The following is a 19236-nucleotide window of genomic DNA, read 5'->3' as shown; positions in this document are numbered from 1 at the left end:
GGAACGCCCGGCGGGGCTGGGGACACGGCGTGTGCCGTGCGGCATGCGGGAGGAACGTCATGGATGACAAGCGCAAGGAACTGCTGCGACTCCTGCGGGAGGCGGGTGGCGCACCCCAGGCTCCGGAGGGGATCGCGGTCATCGGGCTGGCAGGCCGGTATCCCGGCGCCGCGACCCCCGAAGAGCTGTGGACCCGCGTGCACGGCGGCGAGAACTGCATCGGGGAGTTCCTGCCCGGACGCGGGCACGGACAGCCGGAGACCGGCGCCGATCTGCCGGACCGCCGCTGGTGGGCGGGGCTGATCGACGACGCGGACGCGTTCGACCCGCTGTTCTTCGGTATCGCCCCCGTGGAGGCCGAGAGCATGGACCCGCAGGAACGGGTCTTCCTGGAGACCGTGTGGGCGACGCTGGAGGACGCGGGCTGGCCGCCGGGCCGGCTCGCCGAGCAGAGCAACCCGGTCGGTGTGTTCGTCGGGGTGATGCACAGCGACTACGAGTGGATGGGCGGACGCGCCGCCGGTCTCGGCGTGGCCAACAGCGCCCGCTCCAGCCACTGGTCCATCGCCAACCGGGTCTCCTACATCCTGGACCTGCGTGGCCCCAGCCTCACCGTCAACACGGCGTGCTCGTCCTCCCTCACCGCCGTCCATCTGGCCTGCGAGAGCCTGCGTGCCGGGGACTGCTCGACAGCGATCGTCGGCGGCGTGAACCTGATCCTGGACACCTCGCACCTGCGGACCCTCTCCGACGCCGGAATGACCTCACCGGGGGACAGCTGCCGCAGCTTCGGCCTGGGCGCGGACGGTTTCGTGGACGGCGAAGGCGTGGGCGCCGTACTGCTCAAGCCGCTGTCGCGCGCGGTGGCCGACGGCGACCGGATCCACGGCGTCATCCGGGCCTCCGCCGTCAACTCCGGAGGCAAGACCGGGGGCTACACGGTGCCCAGCCAGCAGGCCCAGGCGGAGGTGATCACGGCCGGACTGCGCCGGGCCGGCATCGACCCACGGACCGTCGGCTGTGTCGAGGCGCACGGGACCGGCACGCCGCTGGGCGACCCGATCGAGATCTCCGGCCTGGTCAAGGCGTTCCGCACGCGGATCGACGACGGCCTTGAGCAGGGGCTCGCGCGGTGCGCGGTCGGCTCGGTGAAGTCGAACATCGGTCACCTGGAGTCCGCCGCGGGCATCGCGGGCCTGACCAAGGTGCTGATGCAGCTCAGGCACCGGACGATCGCGCCGTCGCTGCACTCGGCCGAGCTCAACCCCGACATCGACTTCGCCGACGGGCCGTTCTACGTCCCGCAGGAGCCGGAGCCCTGGGAGCGTCCGGTCGTCGTCCGCGCCGACGGACAGCGCGTCGAACTGCCCCGGCGGGCCGGAATCAGCTCCTTCGGCGGCGGCGGCGCCAACGCACACCTGATCGTGGAGGAGTACCTCGCGGCGGACGAGGCCGCGCCGCTCCCGCCGCGGAGCGGGGCCGGTCCGGAACTGATCGTCCTGTCCGCACGGGACGAGGTCCGGCTCCGTGAGTCGGCCGCCCGGCTCGCCGACTTCCTGGACACGGCCGGCACCGCCGCGCCGCCCCCGGGCGGGCCGGCCGTGCGGGACACGCGGGTCGAGGCCGCGTGCCTGCGGCTGGCCGCCGAGGCGCTCCAGGTCGGCGCCGACGACCTCGACCCGGTCACGCCGCTGGGCGAGTACGGATTCCGCGCGGCCGAGCTGACGGTCCTCGCCGAGAAGCTCGAAGCGGAGTTCGGCAGGGGGCCGACCCCGGGTCTGCTGACCGGCGGCACGACGGTGCGGGCTCTCAGTGTGCTGCTGGCCGACTCCGGCCCCGAGGCCGAGCCGTCGCGGATCCTGCTTCGCGACGTCGCCCACACCCTGCAGACCGGTCGTACGCCGATGGCCGCCAGGCTGGCGTTCCCCGCCGGCGACCTGGCCGAGGCCGGAGCGCTGTTGCGTGCGTTCGGTGCCGAGGGTTCGGCGGCGGGAGCGACCACCGGCCGGGTTGCGGCCCGCTACCGGCCTTCGGAGGAGGACCGGGAGCGGGTGAGCCGGGCCCAGCGGCAGCGGGATCTGCGCACGCTGGCCGAGCACTGGACGCAGGGCGCCGAGGTCGACTGGTCCGAGCTGCGCGCCGAGGACACCGCCCGCCGCATCGGCCTGCCCACCTACCCCTTCGCCCGGAAGCGTTACTGGCTGCCGGAGATACCGCCGCGCCCCGAACGCCTGCCCTCCGACCTTGCGCCGATCACATCGGCGCGGACGGGCGCCGAACCGTCGCCCATGGTCTGCTACCGCCCGACCTGGGTGCCCGCGCAGCGACCCGCCATCGCTCGTGACGAGCCCACCGCGGGCCCTCTCAGGGTGCTGATCCTCAGCTCGGCCGACGCCGCGCGGCTGGCCGACGGCATCGCCGGACACCACCGCGACGACGACGTGCGGCTCGTCGACCTGGACCGCGACGACCTGGTCGCGGAACTGGCCCAGGCGGGCCCCGTCGACCGGGTCTACCACCTCGGCGGCATCCGGCTCTCGGCCAGTGGCGGTGCCGGATCGCTGGAGGACGGCTACCGGCGCGGAATCCTCGCCCTGTTCCGGACCGCCGGGCACCTGGCCGCCGGTGACGGGCGCCGAGTACGGCTGAAGGTCGTGACCAACGACGCCGTGGGAGCGTTCGACGCGCCGGTCACCAACCCGTTCGCCGCCGGTCTGCACGGACTGGCTCGGGTGCTGCCCAAGGAAACCCCCGAACTCAAGACCGTCTGCCTCGACTTCGCGCAGCGCGAGACGGCCGACGACGCCGCATGGGACCGGCTGCTGGCCACCGTGCTGGCCGAGCCGTGCGACTCCTCCGGGCGGACGGTGCTCCTGCGCTACGGGACCCGCTACACCACCGCGCTGGAACCGGTCGACCTGCCCGAGCCACAGCTGCCGCCCTTCCGGGACCGCGGTGTGTACGTGATCGTCGGCGGCGCCGGCGGCATCGGCCGGGAACTCACCCTCCACCTCGCGGAGCGCTACCGGGCCCGGGTCGTGTGGATCAGCCGCAACGCGCTCGACGCCGACCAGCGCGCCTGCGCCGACCGGGCGCGCCGGCTCGGCGGCGAGGTGCTCCACCTGAGGGCCGACTGCTGCGACACCGAGGCGCTGCGAGCAGCCGCCGCCGAGGTGAGCGCCCGCTTCGGCGCGGTCCACGGCGTCATCCACGCGGGTATGACCTTTGCGCCGAGCCCGCTTTCGGCACTCGACGACGAGGCGTTCCGCGCCGCGCTCATGGTGAAGACCGATGGCAGCGTGGCGATCGACCAGGTCTTCGGGGACCAGCCGCTCGACTTCCTCGCGTTCTTCTCCTCGGTGGGCGCGTTCGCCGGCACCGCCGGCAACGGCGCCTACAGCTGTGCCGCCGCCCTGCAGGACGCCTACGCCCTGCACCTGGGCGGACGGCGCGGGTACCCCGTACGGGTCGTCAACTGGGGCTACTGGGGCGGAATCGGCTCGGGCGCCCGGCCCGGTCTGCGCGAGATCTTCCACGGCCTGGGCATCGGCGAACTGTCCGTGGCCGACGGGCTGTCGGCCTTCCACCGGATCCTGGGCAACCCGCTGGCGCAGGTGATGCCGATCAGCGCCCGCGACTTCGCTCTGGCGGCACTGGGCACCGTCTCTGCACCGCCCGCGGCGCCGGCCGACGGCCCGTCCCTGGCGCGCGTGGCGGGTGAACTGGAGCGTTCCCGCGCCGGACGCGCCGACGACGTGGACAGCGTTCTCACCGGTCACCACCGGCTCGCGGCCCTGTGCCGCCCCGCCGTGCTCGGTGTCTTCCGCCGGATGGGTGTGCTGCTCGACCCCGGGGAAGGCTTCGACCGCCGGGAACTGCCGAGCAGCCTCGGCATCCAGCCGAAGTACCAGCGCCTGTACGGCGCGCTGCTGAACATCCTGAGCAACGCGGGCTACGTGGAGTTCGACGGTGAACGGTGCCGTCTCCTGCCCGGCGCCCCCACACAGAACCCCAGCCCCGAGGCACTGGACCCGGAGTTCGACCGGATCGCCGCGGACCATCCCGAACTGGCCGCCACGGTCACTCTGACCCGGCTGTTCCTGCGCTCGTACCCACAGATCCTGCGCGGCGAGATCCGTGCCACCGAGATCATGTTCCCCGGCTCGTCCATGGCACTGGTGGAGAGCTTCTACAAGGCCAACGCGCTCTCCGACTCGTTCAACGAACTGGTCGGCGCCGCCGTGCGGTCCTACCTCGGTCAGCGACTGGCACGGCTCGCGCCCGGCGAGCGGCTGCGCGTAGTCGAACTCGGCGCCGGCACCGGGGCCACCACGGAGACGGTCCTGCCGGTGCTGGCACCCCACGCCGGCCAGGTCACCTACTGCTTCACCGACATCTCGCCGCGGTTCCTGGAGAACGCGGAGGAACGCCTGACCGGAGTCTTCGGCGACCTGGGCATCCTGGAGTACCAGGTGCTCGACCTGGAGAAGGGCATCGAGGCACAGGGGTTCACCCCGGGGTCGTACGACATGGTGCTCGCCACCAACGTGGTGCACGCGACGCGCGACCTGCGGGCCACGCTCGCGAAGGCGAAGGCGCTGCTGAGGCCGGACGGCTGGCTCGTCCTCAACGAACTCACGGAGGTCTGGGACCACACCACGGTCGTGGGCGGGGTGCTGGACGGCTGGTGGCTCTTCGACGACGGGGAACTGCGCCTGCCGGACTCGCCCCTGACCGTTCCGGCCACCTGGCAGCGGCTGCTGCGTGAGGGCGGCTTCGAGCAGGTCGTGGTGGCGGACGGCCGTGGCCCGGACAGCCGGCCGCGAGGCCAGCACGTCATCGTCGCGGAGAACGGCGGCCGGCTCGGCGCAGAGGAGGCCGCCGTACCGCAGGCCGGTGCGGCGCCGGTGTCCTCCGCTCCCGTGCCGGAACCGGCCCGGACGGAGCAGGCCCCCACCGAGGCGCTGACGGCCCGACTGGCCTCGATCGTGGCGCGGGCCCTGAAGCTCGACGAGGCCCCGGATCCCGACCGCGCGCTGGCCGACTACGGGTTCGACTCACTCACCGGCATGAAGATCGTCTCCGGAATCACCGAGGAGTTCGGCGTCACGGTGTCGCTCGGTGACTTCTACGAGCACCCGACCCTGCGCGAGCTGTCCCGGCACTACACGGACCAGGAGATGTTCGGCCCCGTACCGGACGCCGCCCCCGAGCCGCCTCCCACCGTCGCACCCGGCCCCCGACCGACACCCGCTCGTGCGATCGGTGGTCCGCTGTCCGAGGGGCAGCGCGCGCTGTGGATCGTGAACCGCGTCGCGCCGGACAACGCCGCCTACAACGTCCCCCTGGCGCTCTGGCTCGATCCGCAGGTCGACGCCGAGGTACTGCGTGGCACACTGCAGGACCTGGTCGACCGGCACGAGGCGCTGCGCACGACGGTGACGGTCGAGAACCGGCAGCCGGCGCAGCACGTGGCAGTGCGTCAGGAGGCGGACCTCAGGCACGAACGCCTCGACAGCGCCGACGAGGAGGCGCTGCGTGAGCGGATGCGCGCCGAGCGCGCCCGTCCGTTCGACCTGGCGGGCGGACCCCTGCTGCGGGTGACGCTCTACAGCCTGCCCGACGGCCGGCGCGCACTGCTGGCCGTCGTCCACCACATCGTCTTCGACGGTGTCTCCATCGGTGTGGTCCTGCGGGAGTTGGAGGACGCCTACCGTGCCCGGGCCGCGGGCAGGGACTGGACGCCGAGCCCGCCCGCCGCCGGTTTCGCCGATTTCGTGGCGTGGCAGCGGAACCTGCTGGCGGGCCCGGAAGGAGTCCGCCTGCGCGACTACTGGCTGAACCGGGTGGCCGGGCCGGTGCCCGAGCTGTCCCTGCCCACGGACCGGCCCCGGCCGACGGAGCCCCGCTACCTCGGGGGCAGCGTCGAAGGGCGGATCGACGCGGCGCTGGTCGCCCGAGCCAGGGCGTTCGCCGCAGCGGAACGGGTGTCGCTGTTCAGCGTCATGCTCGCCGGCTACTACGCGGTCCTGCGTCACTACGGCGACCAGGACCGGATACTCGTCGGCACCCCGACGGCCGGACGCCCCGGAGACCGGTTCGACGACACGCTCGGCTGCTTCATGAACATGGTCGTCATCGACGGCCGTGTGCCGCTGGACCACGCGTTCCGATCGGTGGTCGCCGAGGTGCACCGGGACACCCTCGCCGCTCTGCAACACGGCGAGTATCCGCTGATCACGCTGATCGAGCAGCTTCGGCAGGCGGGCCGGCTCACCGGCCCCGACCTCTTCCGGGCAGCCTTCTACTACCAGAACTGGGTACGGCCGCAGGAGCACGCGGGGCTTGTCCACGGGATGGTCGGCGGCGTCCACCAGGAAGGCGAGTTCGACCTCACGCTGGAGATCGTCGAGGGGGAGGGCGACTTCCTGTTCACGGTCAAGTACGACCGGGAGCTGTTCGAACCGAGCACGGCCGCCGCCATCGCCGACCGGTTCGTCACGGTTCTCACCGGGCTGATCGAGGACCCGGACCGGCCCGTCGCCTCGGCCGGGTCATCCAGGCCGGCAGGCCGGCCGGTTGCGGGCAGTCTCGCCCAACTGCGGGTCCGGCGGCCGACGATGCCCCGGACCGGGGCCGACGAGGCGCTGATCGGTCAGGTGGAGGCGAACCTGGCCCGGCTGCCGGGGATACGGCGGATGGTGGTCGTCGCAGGTGAGGGCGAGGACGGCACGATTCTCCGGGGGTTCTACCAGGCAGACCCGGGCATGCCCCCGGACGCGTCCCTGCCGGAACTGGTCCGGCAGCTGCTGCCGGCCCACCTGCACCTCGACGAGATCGTCCTGGTCGACGACTTTCCCCGCGCCGCGGACGGCGGCCTGGACCGCCAGGCACTGGCCGGCCTGTCCGGCGGCCCGGCGGCCCGGACCGATCGGACCCCGCGCACACCGAGCCCGGTGACGCCCTCCGTCCCGGATCCGGTCCAGGTGGCAGGCGAGGTGCCCTCCGGCGAGGCCCCTTCCGGCGAGGTCGCGGAAAGGCTGGCCGAGGAAGTGGCCGCGATGGTCGCCCGTGCCGCGGGCCTGACGCCGGAACAGATCGACCCGGACATCCCGTTCGGCCAGTTCAAGCTCGACTCCATCCGGTTCACGGAACTGAGCCTGGAGCTGTCCGACCTGGTGGGTGCCGAGGTCCTCCCCACGGCGTTCTACCGCTTCCCGACCCTGTCCCGGCTGCTCCGCCATCTTGCCGACAACCACGGCGCCGCCCTGGGAGCCCGGTACGGCGGTGACGACCCGGCACCGGCCGCTCCCACACCTGCCGCTTCCACACCGGCCGGACACGCCGACGCCGACCGGGAGACGGACCGGCGGCCGGAAACCGTCACGGCGGCCCCGGCTGCCGGGGCCGCCCCGGCCGTCCCCCGCTCCACGGACGTGGCCGTCGTCGGCATGGCCGCGAGACTGCCGCAGTCGGCCGACCTGGACGCCTACTGGGCTCATCTCCTCGCCGGCCACGATCTGATCGAGGAGATCCCGGCCGAGCGGTGGGACTGGCGGGCGTACGACGGTGACTCCGGCACGCAGGAGAAGTCCCGCTCGCGCTGGGGAGGGTTCGTACTGGACGTCGACAAGTTCGACGCCGCCTTCTTCGGCATCTCGCCACGCGAGGCCGAACTGATGGACCCGCAGCAGCGGTTGCTGCTGGAGACGGTGTGGGCGGCCCTCGAGAACGCGGCAATCCCGCCGTCGACGCTGGCGGGCCGCAGGGTCGGTGTCTTCATCGGCGTCACCAACTCCGACTACGTCGACGTCCAGCGCGCGGCGGGCCGGGCCACCGAGGGCCACACGATCACCGGCGCCGCACTGTCGGTCATCCCCAACCGCGTGTCCTACCTGCTGGACCTGCGCGGGCCCAGCATGGCGGTGGACACCGCCTGCTCGGGTTCGCTCACCGCCGTCCACCACGCAGTCCGGGCACTGCGGGACGGCGAGTGCGACCTGGCCATCGCCGGCGGGGTCAGTCTCATCCTCAGCCCCAACCTCTATGTGGCGCTGAGCAAGAGCGAGATGCTCAGCCCCGACGGCAGGTGCCGGACCTTCGACGCGAGTGCCAACGGCTATGTCCGGGGCGAGGGTGTCGGGGTCGTCGTACTGAAGAAGCTGACCGAAGCCGTCCGCGACGCCGATCCGGTGGACGCGGTGATCAAGGCCGCCGCCGTCAACCACGGAGGCCGGACCACGTCGCTGACCTCCCCGAATCCCGGTGCCCAGACCGCGCTGCTCGTCGAGGCCTACCGCGGCGCCGGCATCGACCCGGCCACGGTCGGATACATCGAGGCACACGGTACGGGGACCGCGCTCGGCGACCCGATCGAGACGGCCGGTCTGCGCGACGCCTTCGCCGAGCTGTACGGCTCGGCCGGCCTGCCGGTACCCGAGTCGCCGACCTGCGCGGTCGGCTCGGTGAAGACCAACATCGGCCATCTGGAGGCGGCGGCAGGCATCGCCGGCCTGATCAAGACCGTCCTGGCGATGCGCCACCGCACCATCCCCGCCAGCCTGCACTTCCAGGAACAGAACCCCTATCTGGAACTGGCCGGCTCGCCGCTGTACGTCGCCTCGCAGACCACGCCGTGGCCTCACCCCGTCGACGCGGCGGGGCGGCCCGCGCCGCGCCGCGCCGGGGTCAGCTCCTTCGGCTTCGGCGGCGCCAACGCGCACGTCGTACTGGAGGAACCGGAAGCACCCGACACCCGCGAGGAGCTGACGGGGGAACGGCTGTTCGTCCTCTCCGCCCGCACCCCCGAGGCGCTGCGGTCCTCCGCCCGACGGCTCGCCGACCACCTCCAGGAGCACGAGATCCGGGCGGGCGACCTCGCGTACACCCTCTGGGCGGGCCGCGACCCGATGACCCACCGCCTCGCTGTCGTCGCCGACAGCACCTCCGGGGTGCACGCCGAACTCGACGCGTACCTCGACGGCCGCCCGTCCGCCGTACGCACCGGGCGGGCCGAGCGGAGTCCCGCCGCGCGCCCGGCCGCCACGCGGCAGGACCTGGCCACGGTCGCGGCCGACTGGCTCCGGGGCGCCGAGGTCGAACGGCCGGTCCCGCACGCGGGCGAGGCCGTACGCCGTGTGCACCTCCCCGGCCATCCCTTCGCCAGGATCCGGCACTGGATCGCTCCGGAGCCCGACCCGTCGACCCCTGGGCCGGTCGCCGCGCTGCCTCATCCCGGGCCGCCGGCAGCGGAGATCCCCGCGCCGCCCGCAGCGGAGCCGGTGGCCGCCTTCGCACCGGACTGGCAGCCGGCCCCGGCGATCCGCCGTGCTGAGCCGGCATCCGTCCTGGTACTGGACGCCGGTTCGCGGGGCGCCGACCTGAACGCCGCACTGGCGGCGGCCGGACTGGCCGCCCGGCGCATCGAAGTGTCCGCCGGATTCGACGCCGAGGCCGCTGTCCGCGCCCTCCCGGCGGGCCCGGTGCACGTGGTGCATGTGGCCGGCGACCACCCGGAATCGGACGATGCGGTGGAGTACGGCTTCCACGCGGCCACGGCCTTCCTGCAGGCCTGGCAGCGGGAGCGGCGCGGCCCGCTCGGCTACCTCTTCGTCCACCCCGACCCGGCCGCCTCCCCGGCCCAGCAAGCGATGGCCGCCTTCGGCCGCTCGGTGCGCCTGGAGCATCCGCTGGTGGACTTCGGCGTACTGGCGGTCGAGTCGGGCCGCCTGACCGACGCGGTGATCGCCGAACTCGGGGCCGAGCGCGAGGCCGAGGTCCGGGTCGGTGCCGAGGGCCGCATGCGCCGCGGCTGGCGGCAGGTGAGTCTGCCGGCCCGTGCCGGATCGGCGTTCACCGGCTCCGGTGCGCACATTGTCACGGGCGGCACCGGCGCCCTCGGCCTGTTGCTCGCCGAGCACATCGCCGCCGTACGCCACACCGCAGGCGTGTCCGACGGCGGGATCGTGCTGGCCGCCCGCAGCGTTCCCGGCCCCGAGGCCCGTGACCGTGCGCTCGCCATCGGCGCGGACATCGTGCGCGCCGATGTCGGCGACCCGGCCGAGGTGCGTGCGCTCATCGCCGGGGCCCGCCGGTCCCACGGCTCGGTCAGCGGCGTCGTGCACGCAGCCGGGGTGCTCCGGGACGGCCTGCTGCGGGGCAAGGAACGCGCCGACGCCGAGGTGGTGCTGGCCGCCAAGGTGCGCGGCACCGTGCTGCTCGACGAGGCGACGCTCGACGAACCGCTCGACTACTTCGTGGCGTTCTCCTCGGCCGCGGCGGTCTTCGGCAACGTCGGCCAGACCGACTACGCCTTCGCCAACGCGTTCCTCGACCACTTCGCCGAGCAGCGGGAACGGCAGCGCCGCCAAGGCGACCGGCGGGGCCGTACCCTTGCCGCCGCCTGGCCGGTCTGGGCCGAGGGTGCCATGAGGATCGACGCCTCGGCCCAGGAGCACATGGCCCGGACGCTCGGCATGCGTCCCGTGCCGACCGGGCCGGCTCTGGACGCCCTGGAACGCGCCCTGGCGGGCGACGCACCGAGACTGCTGCTCACCCCCGGTTCCCCGGAGCGCGTTCTCACTGCCCTCAATGGCACGTCCACGCACCCGAAGACCGCCACCCGGCCGGCCGAGGCGCCCGCCGGTGACGTACGGGACCGGGCCGAGCACCTGGTCCTGCGCCTGCTGGCGGCCGAACTGAAGCTCCCCGAACGGGAGATCGCCCTCACGGAGCCCTTCGGGGACTACGGCGTGGACTCCCTGATCACCCTCAACCTGATCCGGCAGCTCGAAGAACACGTCGGCCCGCTCTCCAAGACACTGCTGTTCGAGTACGTGACGGTCCGGGAACTGGCCGACCACCTGGCCGCCGACCACCCCGACGTGTTCGCCGCGGCCGGGTCACCCGCCACGGCCGCCGCCGAACCGGCCACGGAGGCGGTTCCCGCGGTCCGCCCCGGCGACGACATCGCGATCATCGGTGTCGCGGGCCGCTACCCGGAGGCGGACGACCTCGACGAGTTCTGGCGGAACCTGCGGGCCGGCCGGGACAGCGTCGAGGAGGTACCGGCAGACCGCTGGGACCACAGCAGGTTCTACGACGCAGACAGGTCGGCAACCGGCAGGACGTACGGCAAGTGGGGAGGCTTCGTCCGCGACGCCGACCGCTTCGACCCGCTGTTCTTCCGCATGTCGCGGCTCGACGCCGAGCACACCGACCCCCAGGAGCGGGTCTTCCTCGAAACGGTCTGGCATCTGCTGGAGGACGCCGGCTGCACCCGCGATCGGCTGAGCGGCACCCGCACCGGAGTCTTCGTGGGCCTGGCCTACGGCCACTACCAGCTGTACGGGGTCCAGGACGCGCTGCGCGGCAACGGCCTCGCGCCCACCTCGTCGTACGCGTCGGTGGCCAACCGGGTGTCGTACTTCTTCGACTTCACCGGGCCCAGCGTCGCCGTGGACACCATGTGTTCCTCCTCGCTCGTCGCCATCCACCAGGCCTGCCTGGCCATCCGGAACGGCGACTGCGACACGGCGGTCGCGGGCGGTGTCAACATCTCCAGCCACCCCGTGAAATACCTTCAGCTCGCGGCCCGCGGTTTCCTCTCCGAGGACGGCCGGTGCCGGAGCTTCGGGGCGGGCGGCACCGGATACGTCCCGGCCGACGGCTCGGGCGCGGTCCTCCTCAAGCGCCTCGACGCGGCCCTCGCCGACGGCGACCGGATCCTGGCCGTGGTGAAGGGCTCCGCCGTCAACCACGGGGGCGCGGCCAAGGGTTTCACCGCGCCCAGCCCGAGGGCACAGGGCGACCTGCTGCGGGCCGGGCTCGACCGGGCCGGACTGCGCCCCGCGGACCTCGACTACCTGGAGGCCCACGGCACGGGCACCGCGCTCGGCGACCCGATCGAGGTCTCCGGCATGCTGCGCGCCTTCCACGACGACCTGCCCGACCGGTTGCCGATCGGCTCGGTCAAGTCCAACATCGGGCACGCCGAGGCCGCCGCCGGAATCGCGGGCGTCAGCAAGGTGCTGCTCCAGATGCGCCACGGGGAGCTGGTTCCCTCGCTGCACGCGGACCGGCTCAACCCGGACATCGACTTCGCGGCAACCCCGTTCCGTGTCCAGCGCGAACTCGCCGACTGGCCTCGTGGCGTCCTCCCGGACGGCACGGCACAGCCCAGGACCGCAGGCGTCAGCTCCTTCGGCGCGGGTGGTACCAACGCGTGTCTCGTCCTGCAGGAGTACCTGGGCGAACCGCGGCCCCAGGACGTCTCCGCCGGTCCGCAGCTGGCCGTGCTCTCCGCCCGCGACGCCGACCGGCTGACCGCGCAGGCCCGCCGACTGGCCGTACACCTGCGCGCCGAGGGTGCGCAGGCGGCGCCCGCGGAGGTCGCGTGGACTCTGCAGTGGGGCCGTGAGGCCATGGAGCACCGGCTCGCGGTGGTCTTCCACGACCTCGCGGAACTGGCCGAGCGGCTGGAGGAGTTCGCAGCCGGCGCCGAACCGGCCGACAGCTGGACGGGAGTGGCGGACCTGCGCAGGCCGCTCGCGGCCGGCCCGCCGGCGGACGACCTCGCCGGATACGCCGCCGCGTGGACTTCGGGCCGGCCGGTGGACTGGACGGCCCTGCATCCCACGGGCCGGCCGCGCCGGGTGGCAATGCCCGGCTACCCCTTCGGCGGAGATCGGGTCCGGCTGGCCGCAGCAGACGCAGAACTGGCCGCCCTCGGCGCGGACGGGACCACGAAGAGTCCGCTGCTGACCCGGCACTGGGTGCCCGCCGACCCGGTGGACCGCACCGCATTCCCGGCCCGGACGGCGGTGCTGGCCGCACCGGGTACGGAGAAACTGGCCCTCCGTCTCGCTGCCGCCCTGCCGCGGGCCGAGGTGCTCACCCACGACCGGCTCGCCGCCGACCTCGCCGACCCGGCCACCCGCTGGGACCGCTTCGACGCCGTGGTCGACCTGGCAGGCTGCGCCGATCCCGACCCCGATGCCGACCACGCGCGGCTGACGCCCTGGCTGGGCTGGTTGCAGCGCCTCGTCGACCACGGCCGCGGCGGACTGTGCGCCCTGCTGGTCTCCCGGGACACCGAAACCGGCACGCCCGGCCTCGGCGGCGCGGCCCGGGCCGGCCTCTACCGGATGCTCCAGAGCGAGTACCGCCATGTGCGTTCCCGTCATGTCCACGTGGAGCGGCACACCTCGGACGAACAGCTGTGCCGGTGGGTGACCGACGAACTCGGCGTCGCCGGGCTACCGGCCGACGTCGCCTACCGAGACGGCGTCCGGCACCGCGCGGAGCTGCGCGAACTGCCGGACCAGCAGGCCGGCACCCTGCGCTTCCCGGACGGCCACGTGCTGTGGGTGACCGGTGGGACGCGCGGGATCGGACTGCTCACCGCCCGGCACTTCGTCGCCCGGCACGGCGTCCGCAAGCTGGTGCTCACCGGCCGCGAGGAACTGCCGCCGCAGGCCGAATGGGCCACGCACATCGCCGCGGACACCGCACTCGGCCGGAGGCTGCGCCCGCTCGCCGAGCTGGCCGACCAGGGGGTCGAGCTGGAGGTCTGCGCCGTGCCGCTGGAGGAGAGGCAGACCCTGGCCAAGACCCTCGCGGAGGTGAAGCTGAGACTGGGGCCGATCGGTGGGGTGATCCACAGCGCCGGATTCACCGACTTCGACAACCCCGCCTTCGTACGCAAGCCGCAGACCGGTATGGCCCGGGTGATCGGCCCGAAGGTGTTCGGCCTCGACGCGCTCTTGGAGTGCTTCCGAGCCGAACCGCTCAGCCTGTTCGTGCTGTACTCCTCGGTCGCCGCTGCCGTGCCCGCGCTCGCCGTCGGCCAGAGCGACTACGCGCTGGCCAACGCCTACCTGGACGCGGTCGCCGAGGCACGCCCCTACGGGCTGCCACTGGTCAGCGTGCAGTGGCCGAGCTGGAAGGACACCGGTGCGGGCGAGGTGCGCAGCGCCGCCTACCGGTCCTCCGGACTGGCCGCGCTCTCCGACGAGCAGGGACTCGTCCTGTTGGAACGGGCGATCGCGAGCGGCGCCCGGGTGGTGCTGCCCGCGGTGGTGCGTCCGGACGCGGACTGGCGTCCGGGCCGGCTGACGGACCACCGCCCGCCCACCACAGATGCGGCGCCGGAGACCGCAGCATCCGCGACGCGCTCCGGAGCAGACCCCGGGCCCACTGCCGAGGCGGTTCGAGGAGCGGTCGGGTCGGCGGCCTCCTGGCTGCTGGACCGGCTCGCGGCGGAACTGCGGTTCGACCGGGCCGCGTTGGCGGGCGATGTGCCGATCCAGGACTACGGCATCGACTCGATCCTGATCGCCCAGCTCGTCCAGACCGCCGCCAAGCGACTCGACGTGTCCCTCGACCCGTCGGCACTCCTGGAACACCCGACGGCCGACGGGTTCGCCGAGTACCTCGCCGAGAGGCACGAGGAGAACCTGCTGGCGGCCTTCGGCGGTGCGGCCGCAGCGGACACGCCGACCTCCGCCGCACGGGCCGCCGTGGTCCCCGCCCCGCACCCTGCGGCGACTGTCGCGCAGCCGGCCCGCACCACCGCGGACATCGCGGTGATCGGCCTGTCCTGCCGGTTCCCCGGGGCCCGGTCCGCCGAGGAGTACTGGGAACTGCTGCGGCAGGGCCGGTCGGCACTGGGCCCGGTGTCCGACCGGCGTTTCGGCAGGCCGCTCGGATACCACGCCGGCCTGCTGCCGGACGTGCTGGGCTTCGACCCGGAGTCCTTCCTGCTGTCCCCGGCGGATGTCGCGGCCATGGATCCGCAGGCGCTGCTGCTCCTGGAGGAGGTGAGCAACGCCGTCCACCAGGCCGGATACGAGCCCGCCGAGCTGAAGGGCCGCCGGATCGGGGTGTACGTCGGCGGGAGGGCCACGCACACCCCGGACACCGCGCGCCTGGAGCGGGCGGCGAACCCGGTGGTGGTCACCGGCCAGAACTACCTCTCCGCCAACGTCTCCCAGTTCTTCGACTTCCGGGGGCCGAGCCTGGTGGTCGACACCGCCTGTTCCTCCGCCCTCGTGGCGATGGACGCCGCCGCCCAGGCACTGCGCTCGGGCGACATCGAGTCGGCAGTGGTCGCGGGGGTCAGCCTGCTCACCGACGACCGGCCCTACCAGGTGTTCGGACAGCGCGGACTGCTCAACCCCGGTGCGGAGTTCCATGTCTTCGACCGTCGGGGCGCCGGCCTGGTGCTCGGCGAGGGGATCGGCGTCGTCGTCCTCAAACCTCTCGACAGGGCGCGGGTGGACGGAGACCAGGTGCTCGCGGTCCTCAAGGGCATCGCCGTCAACAACGACGGCCGGACCGCCGGCCCCGCCACCCCCAACCTGGAGGCGCACAAGGAGGTGATGACCGAGGCGCTGACGCGCAGCGGCCTGTCCCCACAGGACGTCGGATGGGTCGAGGCCAACGGCTCCGGCTCGGCCGTCACCGACCTGCTGGAACTCAAGGCGGTGGAGACGGTCTACCGGGCGGGCTCGGCGCAGCCGGTGGCCCTCGGCTCGGTCAAGCCGAACATCGGCCACCCCCTGGCCGCGGAGGGGATCGCCTCGTTCATCAAGGTCGTCCTGATGCTGCACCACCGGCAGCAGGCGCCGTTCGGCTCCGGGCAGCAACCACTGGAGCACTTCGACCTCGATGCCTCGTCGCTGTACTTCCCGCGGCTGGCCGAGCCGTGGCCGGCCTCGGCCGAGGCCGCCGCAGTGAGCTGCTTCGCCGACGGCGGCACCAACGCGCACCTGCTGCTCGCCCCCGCTCCCGCAGGCCACCGGGGCACCCGGACGCCGCTCCCGGGACCCGAGTGGGACCGCAGGGTCGTCATCCGAGGGGCGGCTGAGCCCACCGTGCCCGATGCGGGGCTCTTCTGGCACGACCACCGCGCGCCGGAGCCGGGCGCACAGCCCTTCTGGAGCGACTACCGGGCCGTTGCGACCAGGGAGACCCAGAGCCATGGCCGTTGACACTCCCACGCAACCCCTGCCCGTCGTCTTCATGTTCCCGGGCCAGGGCTCGCAGTACTACCGGATGGGCGAGGAACTCCTCGCAGGCGATGAGGTGTTCGGCGCGGCGCTGCGCCGCTACGACGCCATGGTCGCCGAGGAACTGGGCGAATCCGTGCTCGCACGGGTCTTCGACGCGTCGAAGCGCAAGAGCGAGCCGTTCACCGACACCCGGTTCACCCATCCGGCGATCGTCATGATCGAACTCGCGCTGGCCGAGACTCTGCGGGCGGCGGGCGTCGAGCCCGACTACCTGATCGGCTGCAGCCTGGGTGAGTACGCGGCGGCCACCCTGTCGGGCAGCCTCGACGCGAGCGACTGCATGGGGTTGCTGGTCGGACAGGCCGCCGCCCTGCGCAGAGGCCCCCGCGGCGGCATGCTCGCCGTGCTCGCCGGGCCGGACGTCCTGGACCGGGTGCCCGCACTGCGCGAGTGCGAGGTCGCGGCCCGCAACCACCCGGGCCACTTCGTGGTCTCGGGCACGGAAGAGGCCGTGGTCCGGGCCGAGTCCGCGCTGCGTGCCGCCGATGTACCGCACCAGCGGGTGGCGGTGGAGTACGGCTACCACTCCGCGCTGATGGCCCCCGTGCTCGCTGAGTGCCGTGGCGCCCTCGACCGGACGAGGTTCGCACCGCCGCGCATCCCCTGGGTGTCCTGCGTCGACGGACGCCTGGTCGAGCGGCCGGGCGCCGAGCACTTCCGGCGGGTGGTCCGTGAGCCCATCGAGTTCGAGCGGACCATGGCCGCCATGCGCGACCGGGGCGATTTCCTGTACCTCGACCTCGGCCCCTCGGGCACCCTCGACAACTTCGTGCGCGGCAACGCACCGCCGGGGACACGGTCCAGGTCGCTGTCCCTGCTCAGCCCGTTCGGCCACGACCCCGCCGTGCTGGCGAAGGTCCGCACGCTGGCCACCCGCCCTCCCCAGACAAGCAGGACACCGAGGAAGGCACAGCGCATGAAGGTCTACGGTTTCCCGGGCCAGGGTTCGCAGCGGCGGGGGATGGGCGCGGAGCTGTTCGAGAGGTTTCCCGAACAGACGGCTATCGCCGACCGGGTCCTCGGCTACTCGATCCGGGAACTGTGTGTGGAGGACCCCGAACGCCGGCTCGGCAGCACCGAGTTCACCCAGCCGGCGCTCTACGTGGTGAGTGCCCTGGCCCATCTGGACCGGGTGGCTGCGGATCCGGTGCCGCCGGACTACCTGGTCGGTCACAGTCTCGGTGAGTACGCGGCGCTGTTCGCCGCGGGCGTCTACGACTTCGAGACCGGACTGAGGCTGGTCCGACGGCGCGGTGAGCTGATGGCCGCCTCCGACGGCGGCACCATGGCCGCGGTCGTCGGGACCGACGAGGCGACCGTCGAACGGGTGCTCGCCGAGCCGGGTCTCGACGGCCTCGACCTGGCCAACCTCAACGCCATGGACCAGTTCGTGCTCTCCGGCCCGGTGGAGCGGATCGACGCCGCCTGCGCCGCCTTCGAAGCCATGGGCGCGCGCACCGCCCGCCTCAATGTCAGCGCGCCGTTCCACTCCCGGTACATGCGCGGCGCCGCCGAGGAGTTCGCCCGCTTCCTGGACGAGTTCACCCTGCGCCCGCCGGCCGTCCCCGTGCTGGCCAACGTGGACGCGCGGCCGTACCGTCCCGAAGCGCTCAAGGAGACACTGGCGGCACAGATCGTGTCGCCGGTGCGGTGGACGGAAACCGTGCGCAGCCTGATGGGGCAGGGCGACTTCGAGTTCGTCGAACTCGGTCCCGGCGAGGTGCTCACCAAGCTGGTCGCCCGGATCAGACAGCGGGCCGAGCCGCTGCCGGCTCCCGTGTCCCGTCCGGATCCGGCCCCCCGCACCGCCGCCCCGGAGGTATCTCCCGGGATCGCCGTCGAGGCCGACGGCCTGGGCGCCCGGAGCTTCCGTGAGCGGTACGGGTTGAGGCGCGCCTACCTGGCGGGATCGATGTACGGCGGGATCTCGGGCCCGGCGATGCTCCGCGCGGCGGCCAAGGCGGGCTTCCTGGCGTTCCTGGGGACCGCCGGTCTCACCCTGCCCGAGGTGGACCGGCAACTGCGCGACCTCGCCGACGACCTGGGCCCGGACGGCATCCTCGGGGCGAACCTGCTGCACCGGCATGGCGCACCCGACGAGGAGTCCGCGCTGGTCGACCTGTTCCTCCGGCGGGGGGTGGACGTCGTGGAGGCCTCCGGGTTCCCCCTGATCACCCCGGCGCTGGTGCGGTTCCGGCTCGGGGGCGGACGGATCCTGGCCAAGGTGAACAGGACCGACATCGCCGCCGAGTTCCTCTCCCCGGCACCGCATCGCCTGGTCGAGCGGCTGCTCGCCGCCGGGGAGATCACCGAGGCGCAGGCCCGTGCCGCCGAAGACCGGCCCATGGCGGACGACCTGTGCGTCGAGGCGGACGGCGGCTGGCTCACCGGCACGGCCGATCTGCCGACCCTGCTCCCCGCCGTGCTGCGGCTGCGGGACGCGACCGCCCTGCCCGGGCAGCGCGTGCACGTCGGATGCGCCGGAGGCATGGGAACCCCGGAGGCAGCCGCCGTGGCCTTCCTGCTCGGCGCGGAGTTCGTCCTGACCGGTTCGGTCAACCAGTGCTCGGTGGAGGCCGCCACCAGCTCCGCGGTGAAGGACATCCTCCAGGAGGCCCACGAGTACGACGTGACGACCGCGCCCTGGGCCGAGATGTTCGACCTGGGCGCCCGGGCCCGCTACCTGCGGCGCGGCCTGCTCTTCCCGGCCCGGGCCGGCAAGCTGTACGACCTCTGGCGCGCACACGCCTCTCCGGCCCCCCTCGACGACGCCACCAGAACCCGGCTGCTCGACCGCTATCTGGGCGGCGAGACGCCCGCGGGTGCCGGGCCCTCCGCTGACCCGAGGGCGGAGCTGGCGGCCGTGTGCCGCGGCTATGCAGAGCGCGGTCACCGGCTCGCGGTGACAGGCGACACGCGGTCCACGGTCGACTATCTGGTCCACTGCGGCCCCGCGATGGGCGCGTTCAACCAGGTTGTCGCCGGCACCACCCTGCAACCCTGGCGCGTCCGCACTGTCGAGGCGATCGCCGACACCCTCATGGAAGGCGCGGCGGCGCACATCACCGACCGGCTGCGTGCCGTCGGCGCCGCTCCGCCATGTCCCAGCTGATCCTCTCCCGCCCCGACCGTGCCGCCGGTTCGCCGCTGTTCCTGGATGGAT

Annotated in this window: 2 protein-coding genes; both read left to right on the top strand. The window is 73.2% G+C overall.

The window, feature by feature from the left end; all coding sequences use genetic code 11:
- Nucleotides 1–59: 59 nt before the first annotated feature.
- Nucleotides 60–15992 carry an SDR family NAD(P)-dependent oxidoreductase gene (locus OHN74_RS00740; protein WP_327692522.1) on the top strand — a complete coding sequence of 5311 codons (15933 nt, stop codon included), beginning with the start codon at nucleotides 60–62 and terminating at the stop codon, nucleotides 15990–15992.
- Nucleotides 15982–19185 (top strand): ACP S-malonyltransferase, encoded by a 3204-nt coding sequence (gene fabD / locus OHN74_RS00735; RefSeq protein ID WP_327692521.1) that lies wholly within the window; start codon nucleotides 15982–15984, stop codon nucleotides 19183–19185. The genes OHN74_RS00740 and fabD overlap by 11 nt, the downstream gene beginning before the upstream one ends.
- Nucleotides 19186–19236: the final 51 nt, after the last annotated feature.

Origin of the sequence: Streptomyces sp. NBC_00459, assembly GCF_036013955.1 — a bacterium.
Classification (GTDB): Bacteria; Actinomycetota; Actinomycetes; order Streptomycetales; family Streptomycetaceae; genus Streptomyces.
The sequence above is the reverse complement of the archived record's forward strand: the minus strand, read 5'-3'. Positions and strand labels throughout refer to the sequence as shown.

Bases quoted from the DNA above. Each gene is read 5' to 3' on its own strand.
- OHN74_RS00740 (WP_327692522.1), top strand. From the start codon at position 60: ATGGATGACAAGCGCAAGGAACTGCTGCGACTCCTGCGGGAGGCGGGT.
- fabD (WP_327692521.1), top strand. From the start codon at position 15,982: ATGGCCGTTGACACTCCCACGCAACCCCTGCCCGTCGTCTTCATGTTC.